Here is a 17,039-nt window from a genome sequence, read left to right on the forward strand (position 1 = left end):
GTTGTGGTACAGGACATCCCGAACTTGGCAAAATTGGGACGATATAACATTAACAGCCCATCATTTTAGGCTTTGCGATTGTCCTTTTGGTCCTTGAACCATTTAGTCAGGTAATCGACAAGCACGCGCACCTTGGCGGGCAGATAGCGCCGATGCGGATAGACTGCATAAATACCGGCATCCCGCATGACGAACTCGTCAAGTACAGGCACCAGCCTGCCGCTTGCAACATCCGGCGCTGCGATAAAATCCGGAAGCATGGCAAAGCCCAGCCCTGAAAGAGCGGCGCGGCGCGCGGCAAGCGGGCTATTGATCTCCAGGGGGCCGGACACCTGAACGGAAATGATCGGTCCGCTTTGATTATGAAACTGCCAGCTATTGCGCGAGCGATTATTGGTATCGACGATGCAGGGCAGGGCACTCAGCTGTTCGGGGCGCTGCGGAACGCCCGTCTGTTCGATCAATGCAGGCGAGGCACAGGCGACGACACGGAAAGGAGCAATGCGCTTGGCGATCAGCGATGAGTCCTGCATGCGGGTAATACGGATGGCCAGGTCGAATCCTTCCTCAACCAGATCAACAAAGCGATCGTCAAGCCGAACATCGAGAGTGATTTCAGGCTGATCGGCGCAAAAATCGATGAGACATTGGCCAATATCGGCGTCGGCAAAGGTGCGCGGTGCCGAAATCTTGATCCGCCCCTTGATATCGCTGCTGGTGTCGCGAACCGTTTCCTTCAGGTTTTCGACATCGCGCAGAATTTCGCTAGCGCGCTGGTAATAGGTGTGGCCGGCTTCCGTCAGGGAAAATTGCCGCGTGGTGCGATTGAGAAGCAAAGCACCAAGCTCGTCTTCAAGTTCGCGTACATATTTGGACAAGAGTGCCTTGGAACGCCCGATCTTGCGGGCCGCCGCCGAGAACCCCTCCGCTTCCACGACATCAATATAGGCGCGCATGCGGGTGAGTGTGTCCATCAGTGTGCCTTTGATTGTAAAATGGTGCGGCCAAGGCGGATGAGCGCCATGTCACTGCCTTTCGGTCCAAGCAGCGAAAAGCCAAATGGCGCGCCGTGAACCTGACCAAGCGGCAAGGTGATCTGCGGAAAGCCCGAAAGGCCAGATATCATCAACAGGCGGAGCGCCTGTTCGCGATATGCCTGAATATCCCCAAAAGGCGTTGCAGCCAGTGGGGCTGCACCGGGTACGGTCGGCATAACCAAAACACCATCATCCTGAAGTAAATCTGCAAGCTCGCGGGTGAAAAGCGCCCTGCGCTTTACCTGAGCCTGATAGGTGTCCAGATCAATGGCGGCGGCATATTCGAACCGCTCTTTAACGCCGGGGCCGAGTCCGCGATTCTTCTCGGAAAGCCATGCTCCGTGCGCCGCCCAAGCCTCAAAGCCCTGAATCTGGCGGAAGCAGAGATAAAGATCATCCATGGATGCTGTTGATTGGCGGGCGGAACGGGCATGACCGAGATGGCCTGCGACCAATTTATACATTTGCCGGTAGGCGGCATCCTCCGCTTCGCCGACCAGAAGATGTTCCAGCAGCGGAATGAACAGCGGGCGCTTCAGCTTGAAGTCGCTTATGTCCTGACCAAGCAGGACATTGCCGACTTTCTCGTAAAGCTCGATATCACGGGCAAACCAGCCAAACGTATCGAGGGAGGGCGCCAATGGCATCGTGCCCTCCAGAGAGATGCGCCCATGGCTGATGCGCAAGCCTACCAGACCGCAAAAACTGGCAGGGGCACGGATGGAGCCGCCCGTATCCGTTCCGGTTGCGATGCTGGCCAATCCGCCTGCAACAGCTGACGCTGATCCTGATGATGAGCCGCCTGTGACGCGATCGGGCGCATTCGGGTTTATCGGGTGAGGATAATGGGCATTCTGGCCCATGAGCGAAAAGGCCAGTTCATCGGTCTGGGTCTTGCCGATAAATGTCGCTCCTGCATCGAGCAATTTCTGCACAGCTGGCGCGGTGGTTATGGCATTGGGTGATTCGGCCTGTTTTTGCCTATTTCCGCAACCAGTGGGCAGGCCGGCCACGTCAAATATGTCCTTGACCGCCAAAGTTTCACCACTCAAGGGACCATCGCCCGAGACAAGGTTAACAGACGGTAAATCCAAAAGAGCGTTAAGGGGCTTTGATATGGTCATCGTTCAAAGATTCTACGTGATTTTGCTCTGTTTGTTCAATGAATAAAAAACTTTGTCACAATCGATATTTGTCATTGATTGGACACATATTCCGCCTTATATCGCCCTTGCCCAAAGTCGCACGTGCCCGTGGGTGTCCGCCGATCTTCATTATGGTGAGGAAACGGTATGGTACCTGGAACTAACCCCTCCAGTCAGCTTAGCAGCCAACTGCCAAAGTTGAGGACATCTGAAGCAACGACGGTGCGGGCCTAGTCGGTCTCTTTCGGCTGTCCAAAAGCCGAGAATTACTGAAGAGGCACACCTTCATTGCCGGTAGTGCGGATGGGAACATCCAAACCAAGGCAGACAAAGCGGATCGACGCCAGTTGGCGCAGGTCCACCGCCGCATGAACTTGTCCGTGTTTTCAGCATCTCCAAAGGCTGGCTTCGCGGGGGATGGATTCATGCACTTTGTCCTCAGCAGTTTCGATGGGCGCGGCCCGAGAAATTGCACTGCTTGAGCGGCCATACCAGCCGCTATGGAATTGGAGCATAACATGGCTACGCAGCGCATTATCGACTTCATCAATACCCGACGCCCGAACGGCCCTTGCATGGTGCTCGATCTTGATGTCGTGCGTGAAAATTTCCACAATTTCGAAATGGCCTTGCCAGAGTCGAAGATTTTCTATGCGGTGAAGGCAAATCCTGCGCCGGAAATTCTGCGCCTGCTCGCTTCGCTCGGTTCCAGCTTCGATACGGCATCGGTTGCCGAAGTCGAGATGGCGCTTGATGCGGGGGCAACTGCGGATCGTATTTCCTTTGGCAACACGATCAAGAAAGAGCGCGATATTGCCCGCGCCTTCGAACTCGGTATTCGCCTCTTTGCCGTTGATTGCGTCGAAGAAGTTGAGAAAGTCGCCCGTGCTGCGCCTGGCGCACGCGTGTTCTGCCGTGTCCTCACTGACGGTGCTGGCGCCGAATGGCCCCTGTCGCGCAAGTTTGGCTGTGTTCCTGCCATGGCGGTTGACGTGCTTCGCTCCGCCCAGCAGCTTGGCCTCGACAGCTATGGCGTGTCTTTCCATGTGGGTTCCCAGCAGACAGATCTTGCTGCATGGGATCGTGCGCTCGGCGATGCAAAGCAGGTATTTGACGCGCTTGCCAAGGAAGGCATTACACTGAAAATGGTCAATATGGGCGGTGGTTTCCCAACCCGTTACCTCAAGGATGTGCCAACTGCACAGGCCTATGGTCAGGCTATTTTCCAGGCGCTGAGCAAGCATTTCGGCAATCGTCTGCCTGAGACAATCATTGAGCCCGGTCGTGGCATGGTTGGCAATGCAGGCGTCATCAAGGCCGAGGTCGTGCTCGTGTCAAAGAAGGCCGCCAACGACAATGTACGCTGGGTTTACCTCGATATCGGCAAGTTCGGCGGTCTGGCCGAGACGATGGACGAGGCAATCCGCTATCAGATTACAACGCCGCGCGATGGCGATGTTTCCGAACCATGCGTTCTTGCTGGCCCAACCTGCGACAGTGCCGATGTGATGTATGAAAAGAACCCCTATCCGCTACCAATCTCGCTGACTATTGGCGACGAAGTGCTGATCGAGGGAACTGGCGCTTATACCACGACCTACTCGGCAGTTGCTTTCAATGGCTTTGAACCGCTCCGATCATACGTAATTTAAGGGCTGTTGCCCGGTGATGGACTGCTGTCCGGCTTCACGGCCGGACGGCGCTGACGCACCCTTATGATCGATTGGTCAAGACAATGAACGCAGTAGAATATATCGAACAAAATTTGCATCCGGATGGATTGCAGGCTTTCACTATCCGCAATGAAACCGCACAGGATGAACAAGCCCGTGAGGCCCTGCTCGACCGTGCCATGGGTGAGGGACGCCGCCGCAAGTCTTCTGAAAAACTGCGGCGCGGGCGCTTGCCTGCGCAAGGGCTGGCCTTTGTTGCACGCAGCAATGATGGCGCCTTGCTGGGAACAGTGCGGCTTTGGGACATTCAGGCCGGACATGATGCATCAGGAAAGTCCGTGCGCGCCTTGTTGCTGGGGCCATTGGCTGTCGAGCCGACGCTGAAGGGACACGGTATTGGTGCTGCATTGATGCGTCACGCGACAGCAGAAGCCGCACGCCTTGGCCATGGCGCGATTCTTCTGGTCGGCGATCCGGAATATTATGCACGTTTCGGATTTGACGGCACGAAGACAGCCGGTCTTGCAATGCCGGGCCCCGTTGAGCGCCATCGCTTTTTGGCGCTGGAGCTAAAGGCCGGACATCTGGACGGTGCGCATGGCCTGTTGACGCCAAAGGGCAAGCGCTCATCGGCTATCAGGATATTGCCGGTGGCTATGCGGTTTTCAAGGTAAACACCAATCCCGCTTATCTTCACTTGGTGGAATAAGCGGGGTTTTTACATTTGCAGCAAAACCCTGCGTGGTTCGCCCTTCTGAGCTAGCCGAAGGGCGAACCACGCACAAATGACAATGCCAGCGGGATTTACGATCCAAAAAACCGCTGAATCGCGGCGATCTCGCTCTGCTGGATTTCATGACCGCCCGTGTGCCAGGCAAGATCAGTTTCTACACCTTGCCCAATCAGATAATCGGCAAAATCCTGCGTCAATGAGGGCGGGCAGATAGGGTCACGCTGGCCTGCGGTGATCAGTACACGCTTGCCGGCAAGGCCGGGTTGAGCGTCTGGTTGCCAAGGGATAAGCGGGTGCATCAGCACAGCTTCGTTGAACAGGCCCGGATGTTTCAGCATGACGGAGGCAAGAATATTCGCGCCGTTGGAATAGCCAAGACCAATGGTCCTGGACGGCCGTGCTTCGATTTTGCGGGCACGGATGAAGTCCGCCATGGCATCCGTGCGCACGGCAAGATCTTCCATGTCATAAACGCCTTCGCCGGTTCGGCGGAAAAACCGCAATGCGCCATGTTCCGATACATTGCCGCGTGGTGAAATAATGCCGGCATCGGGCAGCAATTGCCGACCGAAATCGAAAAACTGATTTTCGTCGCCGCCGGTGCCATGAAAAACAAACAGCAGCGGCTGGCCCTGCATTGCGGCAAGATGCGTGCGATTTTGATAGATGTCGGCTGACATTGTGGCCTTTCCGTCCGGCCCTTCTGCTGTCCGGATCGTTTGATGACTTTTATTGCCCCAATATGGGTGCTTGGCCAAGGAAAAGAAGGCCCGGCTATTGGATGGATTGTCTACTATTTGAAGACAGTGCGCCGCATTTGTCAGGTATTGGCTTTTATTGTCCGCTTTTCGTCCGGCACATGCGTATCGCGCTGTTATATCTAGCGATAATCTCCTAATATTAACACATAGGAGAGTTCAAAAATGTCCGCAGACACAGCGCTCATCGTTATTGACGTACAAGAATCATTTCGCCAGCGTGGCTATTGGAATGAAGCAGAAGCACAACCCTTTATCGCAAACATCCAGCGATTGATTGATGGTGCTAAAGCCAAGGGCCTGCCCGTGGTACGGATTTTCCATGTGGATGGGGATGGTCCATTTGCCATGGAGTCGGGCTTTATCAAGCCTCTCGCTCCAGTTTCGTTCAGCGCCGATGCCGTTTTCAACAAATCCCGGCACAGCGCGCTAGTCGGTAGCGGGCTTGACGTTTGGTTGACCGAAAACGGCATCCGCAAAGTGTTGGTATCTGGAATCCGTACCGAGCAATGCTGTGAAACGACAACGCGCCATGCGTCAGATTTGGGTTACGAGGTGGAGTTTGTCTCCGAAGCAACGCTGACCTTTGCCATGACACATGCTGATGGCCGTACATTCAGCGCCGATGAGATCAAGGCCCGTACCGAACTGGTGCTCGCCGGGCGCTTTGCGCGAATTGTGACGGTTGACGAAGCATTGAGCGGAGTCGAACGCGCGATGGCCGCATGAGTGTAATGGAACCGAGAAATATCGATGTTCTGGTGGTGGTGCCCGCAAGGGCACTGCTGCTGGACATTGCCGGGCCGGTGGAAGTGTTGCGCAAGGCAAATTTCGAGCAGGACGTGGTGCGCTTTAATGTGCGCTATGTCGGCCCGCTGGCAAATGTAACTACATCCATCGGATTGACGATCAGCGGCATAGAGCCATTGCCCGGCAATGTCCCGGCGGATGCCATGATTATAATTTCGGGAGACGCGACAGAGCTGCTGGATACACCGGCTTCAGCCCATGCGGAAGCGCAGGGCCATGGTGACACGGCGATTATCGACTGGCTTCGGACCCATGTCGGCGAGACACAGAAACTGGTGTCGATCTGCTCAGGTTCCTTGCTGGCGGGACGCGCGGGCCTGCTTGATGGATATGCCTGCACCACCCATTTCGGTTCGATCGAAGAATTGCGTGAAAATGTGCCGACGGCACGGATTTTTGACAACCGGCTTTATGTCGAAGATGGCAATCGTTACTCAAGTGCTGGGATTACGGCGGGCATTGATCTGATGCTCCATCTTGTCAGCCAGATTGCAGGGCCGGCATGTGCTGTGGCTGTTGCACGATATCTGGTGGTTTATCTGCGGCGCAGCGGCACTGATCCGCAATGGTCGCCCTGGCTTGACGGGCGCAATCACATCCATCCGGCAATCCACCGTGTTCAGGATAGGCTTGCCTCTGATCCGGCGCAGAATTGGACCTTGCAGTCGCTGTCTGACATTGCAGCCACAAGTCCACGCCACCTCTCACGCCTTTTTAACGAACATACGGGAATGAGCATTCCCGACTATCTCAACCGCCTGCGGATTGCATTGGCGCGGGAGATATTGAGCAATACGCGGTTGGATATGGAAGGGGTGGCAGACCGCACCGGATTTGCATCGGCAAGGCAATTGCGCCGGGCTTGGGGGCGGATTCATGCCGCTCCACCCAGCAGCGCGAGATTGCCGTGATATGAACGGCAATCTCCATTTCGATTGAGGCTATCGATTCTGCTGCATTGGTGCTGTGCGTGGTTCGACGAAGCTCACCATGAGGAAGGTAGTGGCTTGCAAGATTATCTTCTGACCTTGCAGAAATAGCTCCCTGCAATACACAATTCTTCCTCATGGTGAGCTTCGTCGAACCACGCACAACGCCAATACAATCAAGTTAGCACACGTCGTTGTATCGAGCTTGATTAAGCAACAGACCAAGGCCCGTGGAAATCACCCTCTTCGCCAAGGCGTTTAAAGCCATGAGCGCCAAAGAAATCACGCTGCGCCTGAATGAGATTTGCTGTGCCGCGAGCCTGGCGGAATCCATCAAAATAGTTGAGAGCGGCAGAGAGTGCCGGAACTGGCAGACCTGCTAGCGAGGCTTCGGCAACGATCCTGCGCAAGGATTTCGAGCCTGACTGCATACGCTCGACAAAGGCCGGTACAAGAAGGAGATTTGTGCCTTCGCTACCTTCAAATGCCGCTGCAATCTGATCGAGGAACTGCGAGCGAATGATGCAGCCGGCGCGCCAGATACGGGCGGTCGTTGCAAGGGGGATGTTCCAGCCGCGCTCCTTCGATGCGCCTGCCATGACGTCAAAGCCTTGCGCATAGGCCGCAATCTTACCCGCAAGCAGACCCTGTTCGAGCGCGTCGATAAATGCCTGGCTGCCATCGGAGAGTTTGGCGGTGCCAAGATCGCCATAGGCCTTTGCCGCTTCGCTGCGCTGCTTGACCATGGACGAGATCGAACGGGCAGCAACAGCAGCCTCGATGCCGGTCGCAGGAATGCCGAGCATCTGCGCTTCGATAGCGGCCCAGCGGCCAGTGCCTTTCTGGCCTGCGCTGTCGAGAATGACATCGACGGCAGGCTTGCCAGTCTTCTTGTCACTGGCAAGCAGAACCTTGGCGGTGATTTCTATGAGATAGGAATTCAGCGGGCCTTCATTCCATTTTTGGAAAATCCTGCCAATGGCTTCGGAGGTGAGGCCAAGACCATCACGCAACACGCCGTAAACTTCGGCAATCATCTGCATATCGGCATATTCGATGCCATTATGGATCGTCTTGACGAAATGACCTGCTCCGTCAGGCCCAAGCAGGGCTGAACAGGATTCGCCTTCGTACTTGGCGGAAATTGCTGTCAGGACAGGCTCGATACGGGCATAGGATTCGGGCGTGCCGCCAACCATGATCGAAGGGCCATGGCGCGCGCCTTCTTCACCACCGGAAACGCCCATGCCGACAAATGTCGGATCATTCGCCCCCAGTTCTGCTAGGCGGCGCACCGTATCGTGAAAATTCGCATTACCAGCGTCGATGATGATGTCGTCCTTGGCAAGGAATGGTTTGAGAGCGGCAATCTGCTCGTCGACGGCCTCGCCAGCCTTGACCATGAGAATGATAGGTCGCGGCGCGCGGATGTTTTTGGCCAGATCCTCAAGCGTCTCGCACGCGATGATCTTGTCCTGCAGCGCACCTGCTTCGGCGTAAAATTCATTTGTCTTGGCAACGGTTCTGTTGAAAACCGCAACGCGATAACCGTTCTCAGCGATGTTCAGCGCCAGATTGGCACCCATGACGCCGAGGCCGATCAATCCGATGTCAGCTTGCTGCATGATTTTGGTCCTTACACATTCAATAGGGGCATAATGCGATAATTTCATCCGGATGAATGGCACCGAGCCTTTTTCGAGTCCGGGACAGCATTAGTATATTAATGAGCGTTGGCGGCAATGGCATGGCCGGGAGAAAATCTAATTATCCCGCAATTGCTCCAGATCGCGAATGCGATCAGCACTGCTTTGTTCAAGCTTGCGCGTGACTTCGGCAATCAGTGTTTCCGCAATGAGAAAGAGTGCGGCAGACGAATCCCAAGGGGAGGGAACGGCGGTTCGGCCAGCGATGACATGGCGGGCGAAACGCGCGATGGGAGAGAGCCATTGGTCGGTGACAAGCACGATTTCAACGCCGCGGGCCTGCGCCTTTTCTGCAAACCGCAACAGGCTATCCTGATAGCGGCGTATATCGAAAACCAGCAGCACATCCTTTTTGCCCATATCGATCAGCTGGTCACGCCAATGGCTTTCCTGCCCTGCCAGATGGGTGACGCCGGAGCGTACAATCTTGAGATGCGCGGCCATATAGGTTGCTATGGGATCGGTGAAGCGTCCGCCGAGGAGATAGAGACGGGCACGATTGCGGCTCAGCGCATCCGTTACGTCTCCAAGCTGCTGCGCTGAAAGGTGCTGGAATGTTTCGCGGATATTCTCAATGGCGGCTTCCATAAGCGGGAAGGTGGCCCCGTCCTTTGGCCGCTGGATGGTTGCAGCACGATTCCATGGCGACTGTACCTGTGCGGCGAGTTCCTCCTGCAGGGCGCTTTGGAACTCCGGATAGCTTTGGAAGCCGAGACGGGAGACGAAGCGCAAGATTGTCGGCGAGGATACACCTGCCTGACCGGAAAATTCAGCAACCGTTCTCAGGCCGATCAGCGGGTAATTTGCGATAAGCGTTTGAGCCGCCCTGCGTTCCGAGGCAGGCATCGCGTCTATCTTTTCTGCGATCAGCTCGGAAATGCTTGTGCTCATTTGGCTGTCTCCCCCGGTCCGAATTTTGAAACGTAAATTTCGGATTTGACAATTTTGATTGTTATGTATCAAATCATACGAGAGTGGAAATAAAAACATAAAATGTAACGTAAAGTACAGTTTGCCGAAAAGGGCAAAAATGGGCCGGACCATAGCGAGCGGTGCGCCGCAGGTAATGACAAAAGAATGGACTCCCGTTCGGATAACAAATCCGGATGGCGCGGGACCATGCATCATTCTTTGTGATCACGCCTCCAATTTTGTGCCGGACGGTTTTGGCACGCTCGGCCTGAAGGATAGCGACCTTCAAAAACATATCGCCTGGGATCCGGGTGCGCTTGGTGTCAGTGCTGTCATGAGCAGATTGCTTGATGCACCGCTTATCGAATCCTGTGTGTCCCGCCTGATGATTGACTGCAATCGCCCGCTGAGTGCGCCGGACCTCGTGCCCTCGGTAAGCGAGGTAACGGTCATTCCGGCCAATGAGAATTTGAGCGAGGCAGCGCGACAGGAACGTATCAAACTTTCGCACAGGCCATATCATGCCGCCATTGAAGCGCTCGTCGAGAAGCGAAAGGCGGCGGGCAAGCCTGAGCCGGTATTTGTCGCAATCCATTCCTATACGCCGGTCTATCGCGGTGTCGAGCGGCCTTGGCATATCGGCATTATTCATGACGCGGACGAGCGCGTTGCTGCGCCGCTTATTGCAGGCTTGCAGGCGCTGGGGCGTTACAACGTTGGGATCAACGAACCTTATTCACCGGCAGATCGCGTTTATTATACGCTGGAGCGACACGCTTCTGCCCATGGAATGCCGGCTGTAATGATCGAGATTCGCAACGATCTTGTGACGACAGCTCAAGAGGAGGAGGGCTGGGGGGAACTGCTTTCAGCTCTTTTGAATAATATAACAAAAGGCCTTTGATGGGCATTGCGGGGACGACAAACAAGGAATTCTAGAAACTGACGCTGCTATCGACGTTGCAACTCTTTCAATAATAACAGGGGAACGTGATGACACACCAGGACTACACAGACACAGACAAGCTGGAGGACGTAAAAGTTCTTCACGGAATGGGCTATGCCCAGGAGCTGGAACGGCGAATGAGCCGTTTCTCGAACTTTGCAATTTCTTTCTCGATTATCTGTATTCTATCCGGCGGTATCAATTCGCTGGCGCAGGCAACCTCCGGTGCGGGTGGCGCTGCAATCGGCATTGGCTGGCCCCTCGGCTGCCTTGTCTCAGCAGTGTTTGCCATTGCCATGGCGCAGATCAGCTCCGCATATCCGACGGCTGGCGGGCTTTATCACTGGGGCTCAATCCTCGGTAATCGCGGCACGGGCTGGCTCACCGCCTGGTTCAATCTGCTGGGTCTCATCACGGTGCTCGGCGCCATCAATGTCGGCACTTATTATTTCTTTATCGGGGCATTCGGCGAATATCTTGGTATTGCCGATTCGACGACTGTCCGCGTGGTATTTCTGGTGATTTTGACCGGCGCGCAGGCGCTGATCAACCATATGGGTATTGGTCTTACTGCCAAACTGACGGACTTTTCCGGTTATCTGATCTTTGTGACGGCCATTGCTCTTTCAGTCGTTTGTCTGGCCGTCGCTGATGGCTATGATTTTGCCCGTCTGTTTACATTCTCCAACTATTCCGGCGAAGCTGGTGGAAATGTGTGGCCAACGACGTCAAGCGCTTGGGTCTTTCTGCTCGGCCTGTTGCTGCCTATTTACACGATCACAGGCTATGATGCCTCGGCACATACATCGGAGGAAACCGTTCGTGCGGCGCATTCTGTGCCGCGGGGCATGATCTCATCCGTGCTCTGGTCGGCAGTTTTCGGCTATATCATGCTCTGCTCATTCGTATTGATGATTCCAAACATGGATGCAGCTGCGGCGCAGGGCTGGAATGTTTTCTTCTGGGCGATGAACGAGCAAGTCAATCCGCTGGTAAAGGACATCCTCTACTTCCTGATCTTCATCTGCCAATTCCTTTGCGGACTTGCGACAGTGACCTCAGTTTCGCGCATGATCTTCGCTTTTGCCCGTGATCGGGGGCTTCCGGCATCAAAGGCACTTTCCAAAGTCAGCCCCAAATATCGTACGCCGGTTTCCGCGATCTGGACGGGTTCAACCCTTGCCGTTCTCTTCGTCTGGGGATCCTCACTGGTGTCGATCGGTGAAACGCCGGTTTATACGATCGTGGTATCCTGCACGGTCATCTTCCTCTTCTTCTCATTCGCTATTCCAATTGCGCTGGGTCTGTTGGCCTGGGGCACGCCAAAATGGAACAAGATGGGGCCTTGGGATATGGGCGAAGGCAAGTTCAAGTTCTTTGCTGTGCTGTCGATATTGGCAATGGCTTTGATCTTCGTGCTCGGCATTCAACCGCCAAATGAATGGGCGCTTTACATCACTGTCGGCTTTTTGGTGGTTACGGCAATCGTGTGGTTTGGCTTTGAACGCCGCCGCTTCCGTGGCCCTCCAATTGGCGACGAAGTAGCGCGCCGCTCGGCGGAAATTGCAGCTGCTGAACGCGCAGTCGGTGAAAAAGCCTGATTTCAACAAAGAGGCGACCGGCACCAAGCCGGTCGCCTCTTCTTTGACCCAGTTGACGTTTTTGAGGATGGACTATGCCCGGACATTGGAGTTTCGACGAACTGAAAAGCCGCGTAAGCAGCGGTGAAATCGATACAATTCTGGCCTGTTTCGTCGATATGCAGGGCCGATTGATAGGCAAGCGATTCCACGCGAGCTTCTTTGTTGAATCCGCACATGACGAGACGCATGGCTGCAACTACCTGCTTGCCAATGATATCGATATGGAGCCGGTTCCGGGCTATAAGGCGGCGAGCTGGAAACAGGGCTATGGCGATTTCGTCATCAAGCCTGACCTTACGACCATTCGCCATATTCCCTGGCTGGAAAAATGCGCGCTGGTATTGTGCGATATTCTCGATCACCATCATCACGAAGACCTTTCGCATTCGCCGCGCGCTATTCTCAAACGGCAGCTAGCCCGGCTGAAGGATCGCGGCTATCTGGCCTATTTCGCCTCGGAACTTGAGTTCTATCTTTTCGATGAGACTTATGAGAGCGCGAGAGCCAAGCACTGGAAGGGCATGACAACCGCATCGCCCTATATTCAGGACTATGTGATCCAGATGACCACCAAAGAAGATGCGGTGATGCGCGCCATCCGCAATGGCCTGTTTGATGCGGGTATTCCGGTTGAAAATTCCAAGGGCGAATGGGGGCCGGGTCAGGAAGAAATCAATGTGCGCTATGCCGAAGCGCTGGAAATGGCCGACCGCCATGTGGTCATGAAAAATGGCTGCAAGGAAATCGCCACCCAGATGGGCAAGGCGATCACCTTCATGGCGAAGTATGATTATTCGCTCGCAGGCAGTTCAAGCCACGTCCACAATTCATTGTGGAGCGCAGACGGCAAGACCCCGCTCTTCTATGATAAGAACGCGGAATATACGATGTCGCCTTTAATGCGCCAGTGGGTGGCGGGGCAGCTTAAATATGCCGATGATTTCACCTATTTCCTCGCGCCCTATATCAATTCCTATAAGCGGTTTCAGGCCGGTACATTCGCGCCGACGAAAAATGTCTGGAGCCTTGACAACCGCACGGCAGGTTTTCGCCTTTGCGGCGAAGGTTCCAAGGCTATCCGTATAGAGTGCCGCATTGGCGGGGCTGACCTCAACCCATATCTCGCTTTTGCAGGGTTGATTGCTTCCGGTCTTGCCGGCATTGATGAGAAGCTGGAACTCGGCAAGCCATTCCAGGGCGATGCCTATGGCGGGGCAAAACTACGCGAAATCCCGAAAACCCTGCGTGAGGCGACAGACACGCTGGCACGTTCAAAAATGCTCAAAGAGGCACTGGGTGAGGACGTCGTTGAACATTATGTTCACACGGCCAAATGGGAACAGTTTGAATATGATCGCCGTGTGACCGATTGGGAGTTGCATCGCGGCTTCGAACGGTATTGAAGAACTGAAAATAGAGAAATACCCCTCCCTGCTGCGATGCAGCCTGCCTTTGTGGGGAGGGGCTATAAAAACGAAAGCACGAGGTTTTGACATGGCCGAAACGGTCAAACTGATTACGCCCATTGATGGCACTGTTTATGCCGAACGCCCGATTGCCAGCGACAAGGCGATTGATACAGCGGTCGAATCCGCGAAACAGGCGCAAGCGGATTGGGCACAGACCAGCATTGCAGAGCGCGGTCGTCTATGTCTTGCCGCGCTTGACGCATTACTGGCCATGAACGATGAAATCGTGCCGGAAATTGCATGGCAGATGGGCCGGCCAGTACGTTACGGTGGTGAAAAAGGCGGCGTTGAAGAACGTACGCGCTATATGGTCAAAATTGCCGAACAGGCGCTAGCGCCCATTTTGGAGAATGACAGGCCGGGTTTCCGTCGTTACATCAAGCATGTGCCGCTCGGCGTCGTCATGGTCATTGCGCCATGGAATTATCCCTATCTTACGGCGGTCAATACCATCATTCCTGCCCTGATGGCGGGCAACAGCGTCATTCTGAAACATGCGGCCCAGACCTTGCTGGTCGGAGAACGATTTGCGCAGGCTTTCGAAAAGGCAGGTCTGCCTAAGGGCGTATTTCAGAACATCGTGCTTGGTCATGCCCAGACAGAAAAGCTGCTTGGCTCCGGCCGCATTGATCACGTGAATTTCACGGGGTCAGTGGGTGGCGGACGCGCCATTGAAAAGGCGGCGGCAGGCACATTCATGACCTTGGGGCTGGAACTTGGCGGCAAGGACCCGGCCTATGTGTTGCCGGATGTTAATCTCGATCATGCGGTTGCCAATCTTGTTGACGGGGCATTTTTCAATTCCGGTCAATGTTGCTGCGGTATTGAGCGCATTTATGTGCATGAGAAGGTTTATGACCGTTTTGTCGACGGCTTCGTTGACCTGACCAAGCAATATGTTGTCGGTAACCCGCTGGAAGAGGTGACCACGATGGGCCCGATGGCGCAGACCCGCTTTGCCGAACTGATCCGTGAACAAAAGGCCGAAGCACTGCGCAAGGGCGCGAAAGCTCACGTGAACATGAATGTTGCCAATGACAAGGCTGGTTCTCCCTATCTTGCTCCCGAAGTGCTGACCAATGTCGATCATCAAATGAGCGTCATGCGCGAAGAAAGCTTTGGGCCAATCGTCGGCATCATGAAAGTGCGCAATGACGAGGAGGCCGTGGCCTTGATGAATGACAGCCCATACGGCCTGACTGCCTCGCTATGGACCACTGATACCGATCACGCGGCTTTGATCGGGGACCAAATTGAAACCGGCACTGTGTTCATGAACCGCTGCGATTATATCGATCCCGCGCTGGTCTGGACGGGTGTCAAAGACACGGGCAAGGGTGCGGCCATGTCAGCCATCGGATATGGCAATTTGACAAGACCAAAATCTTACCACCTGCGCGAAGAGATTTAACAAGCATTGGAATTGTGCGTGGTTCGACAAGCTCACCATGAGGGTCGTGAGTGGGCTACAATAGAACAAGGCAGAGTTGCCTATCTTTGCAAGCAATCCATCATCCTCATGGTGAGCTTGTCGAACCACGCACAACAGATATGCCAAACGTAGAGACATGATATGAGCCAGCTTATTTCCAAATGGAACTATCCAACCACGGTGCGTTTTGGCGCAGGACGCATCAAGGAATTGCCGGAAGTTCTGGAAGCGACCGGAATCAAAAATCCGCTTTTCGTTACTGATCCTGGCTTGGCGAAACTGCCAGTGGTTGCGAGCACATTGAAAATTCTGGACGATGCCAAGATTCCCTACGGCGTATTTTCAGATGTGAAGCCCAACCCGGTGGATTCAAATCTGACCGCAGGCATTGCAGTGTTCAAACAAGGCAAGCATGATGGCGTCATCGCCTTTGGTGGCGGCTCGGCGCTGGACCTTGGCAAGCTTATTGCGTTTCAGGCAGGGCAGACCCGGCCAATCTGGGATTTCGAAGATATTGGTGACTGGTGGACCCGTGCCAATAGCGAGGTGATCGCGCCGATTATTGCCGTGCCAACCACTGCTGGAACCGGCTCGGAAGTTGGCCGCGCGGGCGTTATCACCAATGAAGCAACCCACACTAAAAAGGTGATTTTTCACCCGAAGCTCCTGCCGGCAATCGTTATCGCTGATCCTGAGCTATCTGTGGGCATGCCAGCTTTTATTACTGCGGGCACAGGCATGGATGCATTGGCCCATTGTCTTGAGGCCTATTGCGCTCCGGGCTATCACCCAATGGCTGATGGTATTGCTGTTGAAGGCATCCGGCTCGTCTTCGAGAACCTGCCCAAAGCCTATGCCAATGGCAATGATCTGACAGCGCGCGCGCATATGATGAGCGCGGCGGCCATGGGGGCGACCGCCTTCCAGAAGGGGCTCGGCGCGATCCATTCACTATCTCATCCAATTGGTGCGCTTTATGACACGCATCACGGCATGACCAACGCCGTATTCATGCCCTATGTGCTTGCCTTTAATCGCGGCGCTATTGAAGAGCGCATCGTAAGGCTTGCCAATTATATCGGCATCAAGGGCGGATTTGATGGATTTGCCAAGGCAATTCTTGATTTGCGAACCGAGCTGAAAGTACCGCATGCCTTGCCAGGTTTGATCAAGGATCTGGACATGGATGATGCGCGCAAGGAGTTGATTGCCGAGATGGCAATCGTCGACCCAACGGCGGGAGGCAACCCCGTCGAACTGACCAAACAAGCAGCACTCAAGCTGCTGAACGAGGCGATCAAAGGATAGCCGAAAGGCGAGCTTTGAAAGTCAAATTTAAAAGGGCGCTGGAGACAGCGCCCTTTTTGCATTTTGTCTGGTTTTGCCTGCGGCCATGGCAGTTGGTTTTCTAAGAGCGGTGATTCCGGTAATCTTGTTCTGCTCAGGACCTTTGCTTCCATAATTTGGGCTGTTTGGGTAACTGGCTTAGGCAGAGGAAATATGCCGACTTCGAAATTTGTCGGATCGTCATTTTCTGAGATTTTGACATTTTGGTTTGTCGAGAGCCTCGTCATGTCGGCTTGGCTCACAATTATTTTGTGGCAACCTGATAAGCCTATTCAAGCATCGCTATGGACGTTCGGTGTCCAACTTACGATCTTTTTTGGCATGATGACTCTATTCAATTATTTTCGGCAGAAAACGGCTGACCAAGAGAATTGCGCTGAATTATCAGATTAATCTGCGTCTCAACCCTATTGGCGATGAAATTGCCACAGTAGCGGCCTTTCTCCGGTAGGCTGTGTCGCAACAGCTAATAACGATCCGGATCGTCTGCAATCCCGAT

Annotated in this window: 14 protein-coding genes; 9 read left to right on the top strand and 5 right to left on the bottom strand. The window is 54.4% G+C overall.

Features of this window, described 5'->3' with window-relative positions; all coding sequences use genetic code 11:
- Positions 1-65: 65 nt before the first annotated feature.
- Both ACTJI9_RS00355 and ACTJI9_RS00360 read right to left on the bottom strand, forming a co-directional pair.
- The gene (locus ACTJI9_RS00355; protein WP_115052274.1) at positions 66-974 is read right to left on the bottom strand and encodes a LysR substrate-binding domain-containing protein; all 909 of its coding nucleotides are present in this window, start codon (positions 972-974) and stop codon (positions 66-68) included.
- Positions 974-2,161, bottom strand: coding sequence for an amidase (locus ACTJI9_RS00360; RefSeq protein ID WP_115052275.1), 1,188 nt, complete (start codon positions 2,159-2,161; stop codon positions 974-976). The genes ACTJI9_RS00355 and ACTJI9_RS00360 overlap by 1 nt, the downstream gene beginning before the upstream one ends.
- A 539-nt stretch (positions 2,162-2,700) precedes the next feature.
- Here ACTJI9_RS00360 and odc2 point away from each other — a divergent pair.
- On the top strand, positions 2,701-3,834 hold the full coding sequence (odc2, locus tag ACTJI9_RS00365) for an ornithine/lysine decarboxylase (protein WP_115052276.1): 1,134 nt from the start codon (positions 2,701-2,703) through the stop codon (positions 3,832-3,834).
- An 83-nt stretch (positions 3,835-3,917) separates the two neighbouring features.
- Positions 3,918-4,529: a GNAT family N-acetyltransferase gene (locus ACTJI9_RS00370; protein ID WP_307279879.1), complete on the top strand. Its 612-nt coding sequence runs from the start codon at positions 3,918-3,920 to the stop codon at positions 4,527-4,529.
- A 130-nt stretch (positions 4,530-4,659) separates the two neighbouring features.
- Here the strand turns inward: ACTJI9_RS00370 and ACTJI9_RS00375 are convergent, their stop codons facing one another.
- A complete protein-coding gene (locus ACTJI9_RS00375) occupies positions 4,660-5,268 on the bottom strand; it encodes an alpha/beta hydrolase (RefSeq protein ID WP_440805310.1) in 609 nt (202 codons plus the stop codon).
- A gap of 243 nt (positions 5,269-5,511) precedes the next feature.
- Between ACTJI9_RS00375 and ACTJI9_RS00380 the strand changes: the two genes are divergently transcribed.
- Both ACTJI9_RS00380 and ACTJI9_RS00385 read left to right on the top strand, forming a co-directional pair.
- Positions 5,512-6,075, top strand: coding sequence for an isochorismatase family protein (locus tag ACTJI9_RS00380; RefSeq protein ID WP_115052279.1), 564 nt, complete (start codon positions 5,512-5,514; stop codon positions 6,073-6,075).
- Complete coding sequence (locus ACTJI9_RS00385) at positions 6,072-7,067, top strand: GlxA family transcriptional regulator (RefSeq protein WP_440805312.1); 996 nt, start codon at positions 6,072-6,074, stop codon at positions 7,065-7,067. Before ACTJI9_RS00380 ends, ACTJI9_RS00385 begins: the two co-directional genes overlap by 4 nt.
- 227 nt (positions 7,068-7,294) lie before the next feature.
- On the opposite strand, the gene gndA is transcribed toward ACTJI9_RS00385, so the two are convergent.
- The gene (gndA, locus tag ACTJI9_RS00390; RefSeq protein WP_440805315.1) at positions 7,295-8,710 is read right to left on the bottom strand and encodes an NADP-dependent phosphogluconate dehydrogenase; all 1,416 of its coding nucleotides are present in this window, start codon (positions 8,708-8,710) and stop codon (positions 7,295-7,297) included.
- 138 nt (positions 8,711-8,848) lie between these two features.
- The gene (locus ACTJI9_RS00395) at positions 8,849-9,682 is read right to left on the bottom strand and encodes a MurR/RpiR family transcriptional regulator (protein WP_115052282.1); all 834 of its coding nucleotides are present in this window, start codon (positions 9,680-9,682) and stop codon (positions 8,849-8,851) included.
- A 175-nt stretch (positions 9,683-9,857) separates the two neighbouring features.
- Here ACTJI9_RS00395 and ACTJI9_RS00400 point away from each other — a divergent pair, with 175 nt between their 5' ends.
- The 5 genes from ACTJI9_RS00400 (at position 9,858) to ACTJI9_RS00420 (ending at position 16,501) form a co-directional block, all read left to right on the top strand.
- Positions 9,858-10,607 carry an N-formylglutamate amidohydrolase gene (locus ACTJI9_RS00400; protein ID WP_440806181.1) on the top strand — a complete coding sequence of 250 codons (750 nt, stop codon included), beginning with the start codon at positions 9,858-9,860 and terminating at the stop codon, positions 10,605-10,607.
- An 89-nt stretch (positions 10,608-10,696) separates the two neighbouring features.
- A complete protein-coding gene (locus tag ACTJI9_RS00405; protein ID WP_115052283.1) occupies positions 10,697-12,250 on the top strand; it encodes an amino acid permease in 1,554 nt (517 codons plus the stop codon).
- 74 nt (positions 12,251-12,324) lie between these two features.
- Positions 12,325-13,695: a glutamine synthetase family protein gene (locus tag ACTJI9_RS00410; RefSeq protein WP_115052284.1), complete on the top strand. Its 1,371-nt coding sequence runs from the start codon at positions 12,325-12,327 to the stop codon at positions 13,693-13,695.
- 91 nt (positions 13,696-13,786) lie between these two features.
- Positions 13,787-15,172 (top strand): aldehyde dehydrogenase family protein, encoded by a 1,386-nt coding sequence (locus ACTJI9_RS00415; RefSeq protein ID WP_440805319.1) that lies wholly within the window; start codon positions 13,787-13,789, stop codon positions 15,170-15,172.
- Between the two features lie 162 nt (positions 15,173-15,334).
- A complete protein-coding gene (locus ACTJI9_RS00420; protein WP_336439642.1) occupies positions 15,335-16,501 on the top strand; it encodes an iron-containing alcohol dehydrogenase in 1,167 nt (388 codons plus the stop codon).
- Positions 16,502-17,039: the final 538 nt, after the last annotated feature.

Source organism: Phyllobacterium sp. 22552 (assembly GCF_052044585.1).
GTDB lineage: Bacteria > Pseudomonadota > Alphaproteobacteria > Rhizobiales > Rhizobiaceae > Phyllobacterium > Phyllobacterium ifriqiyense.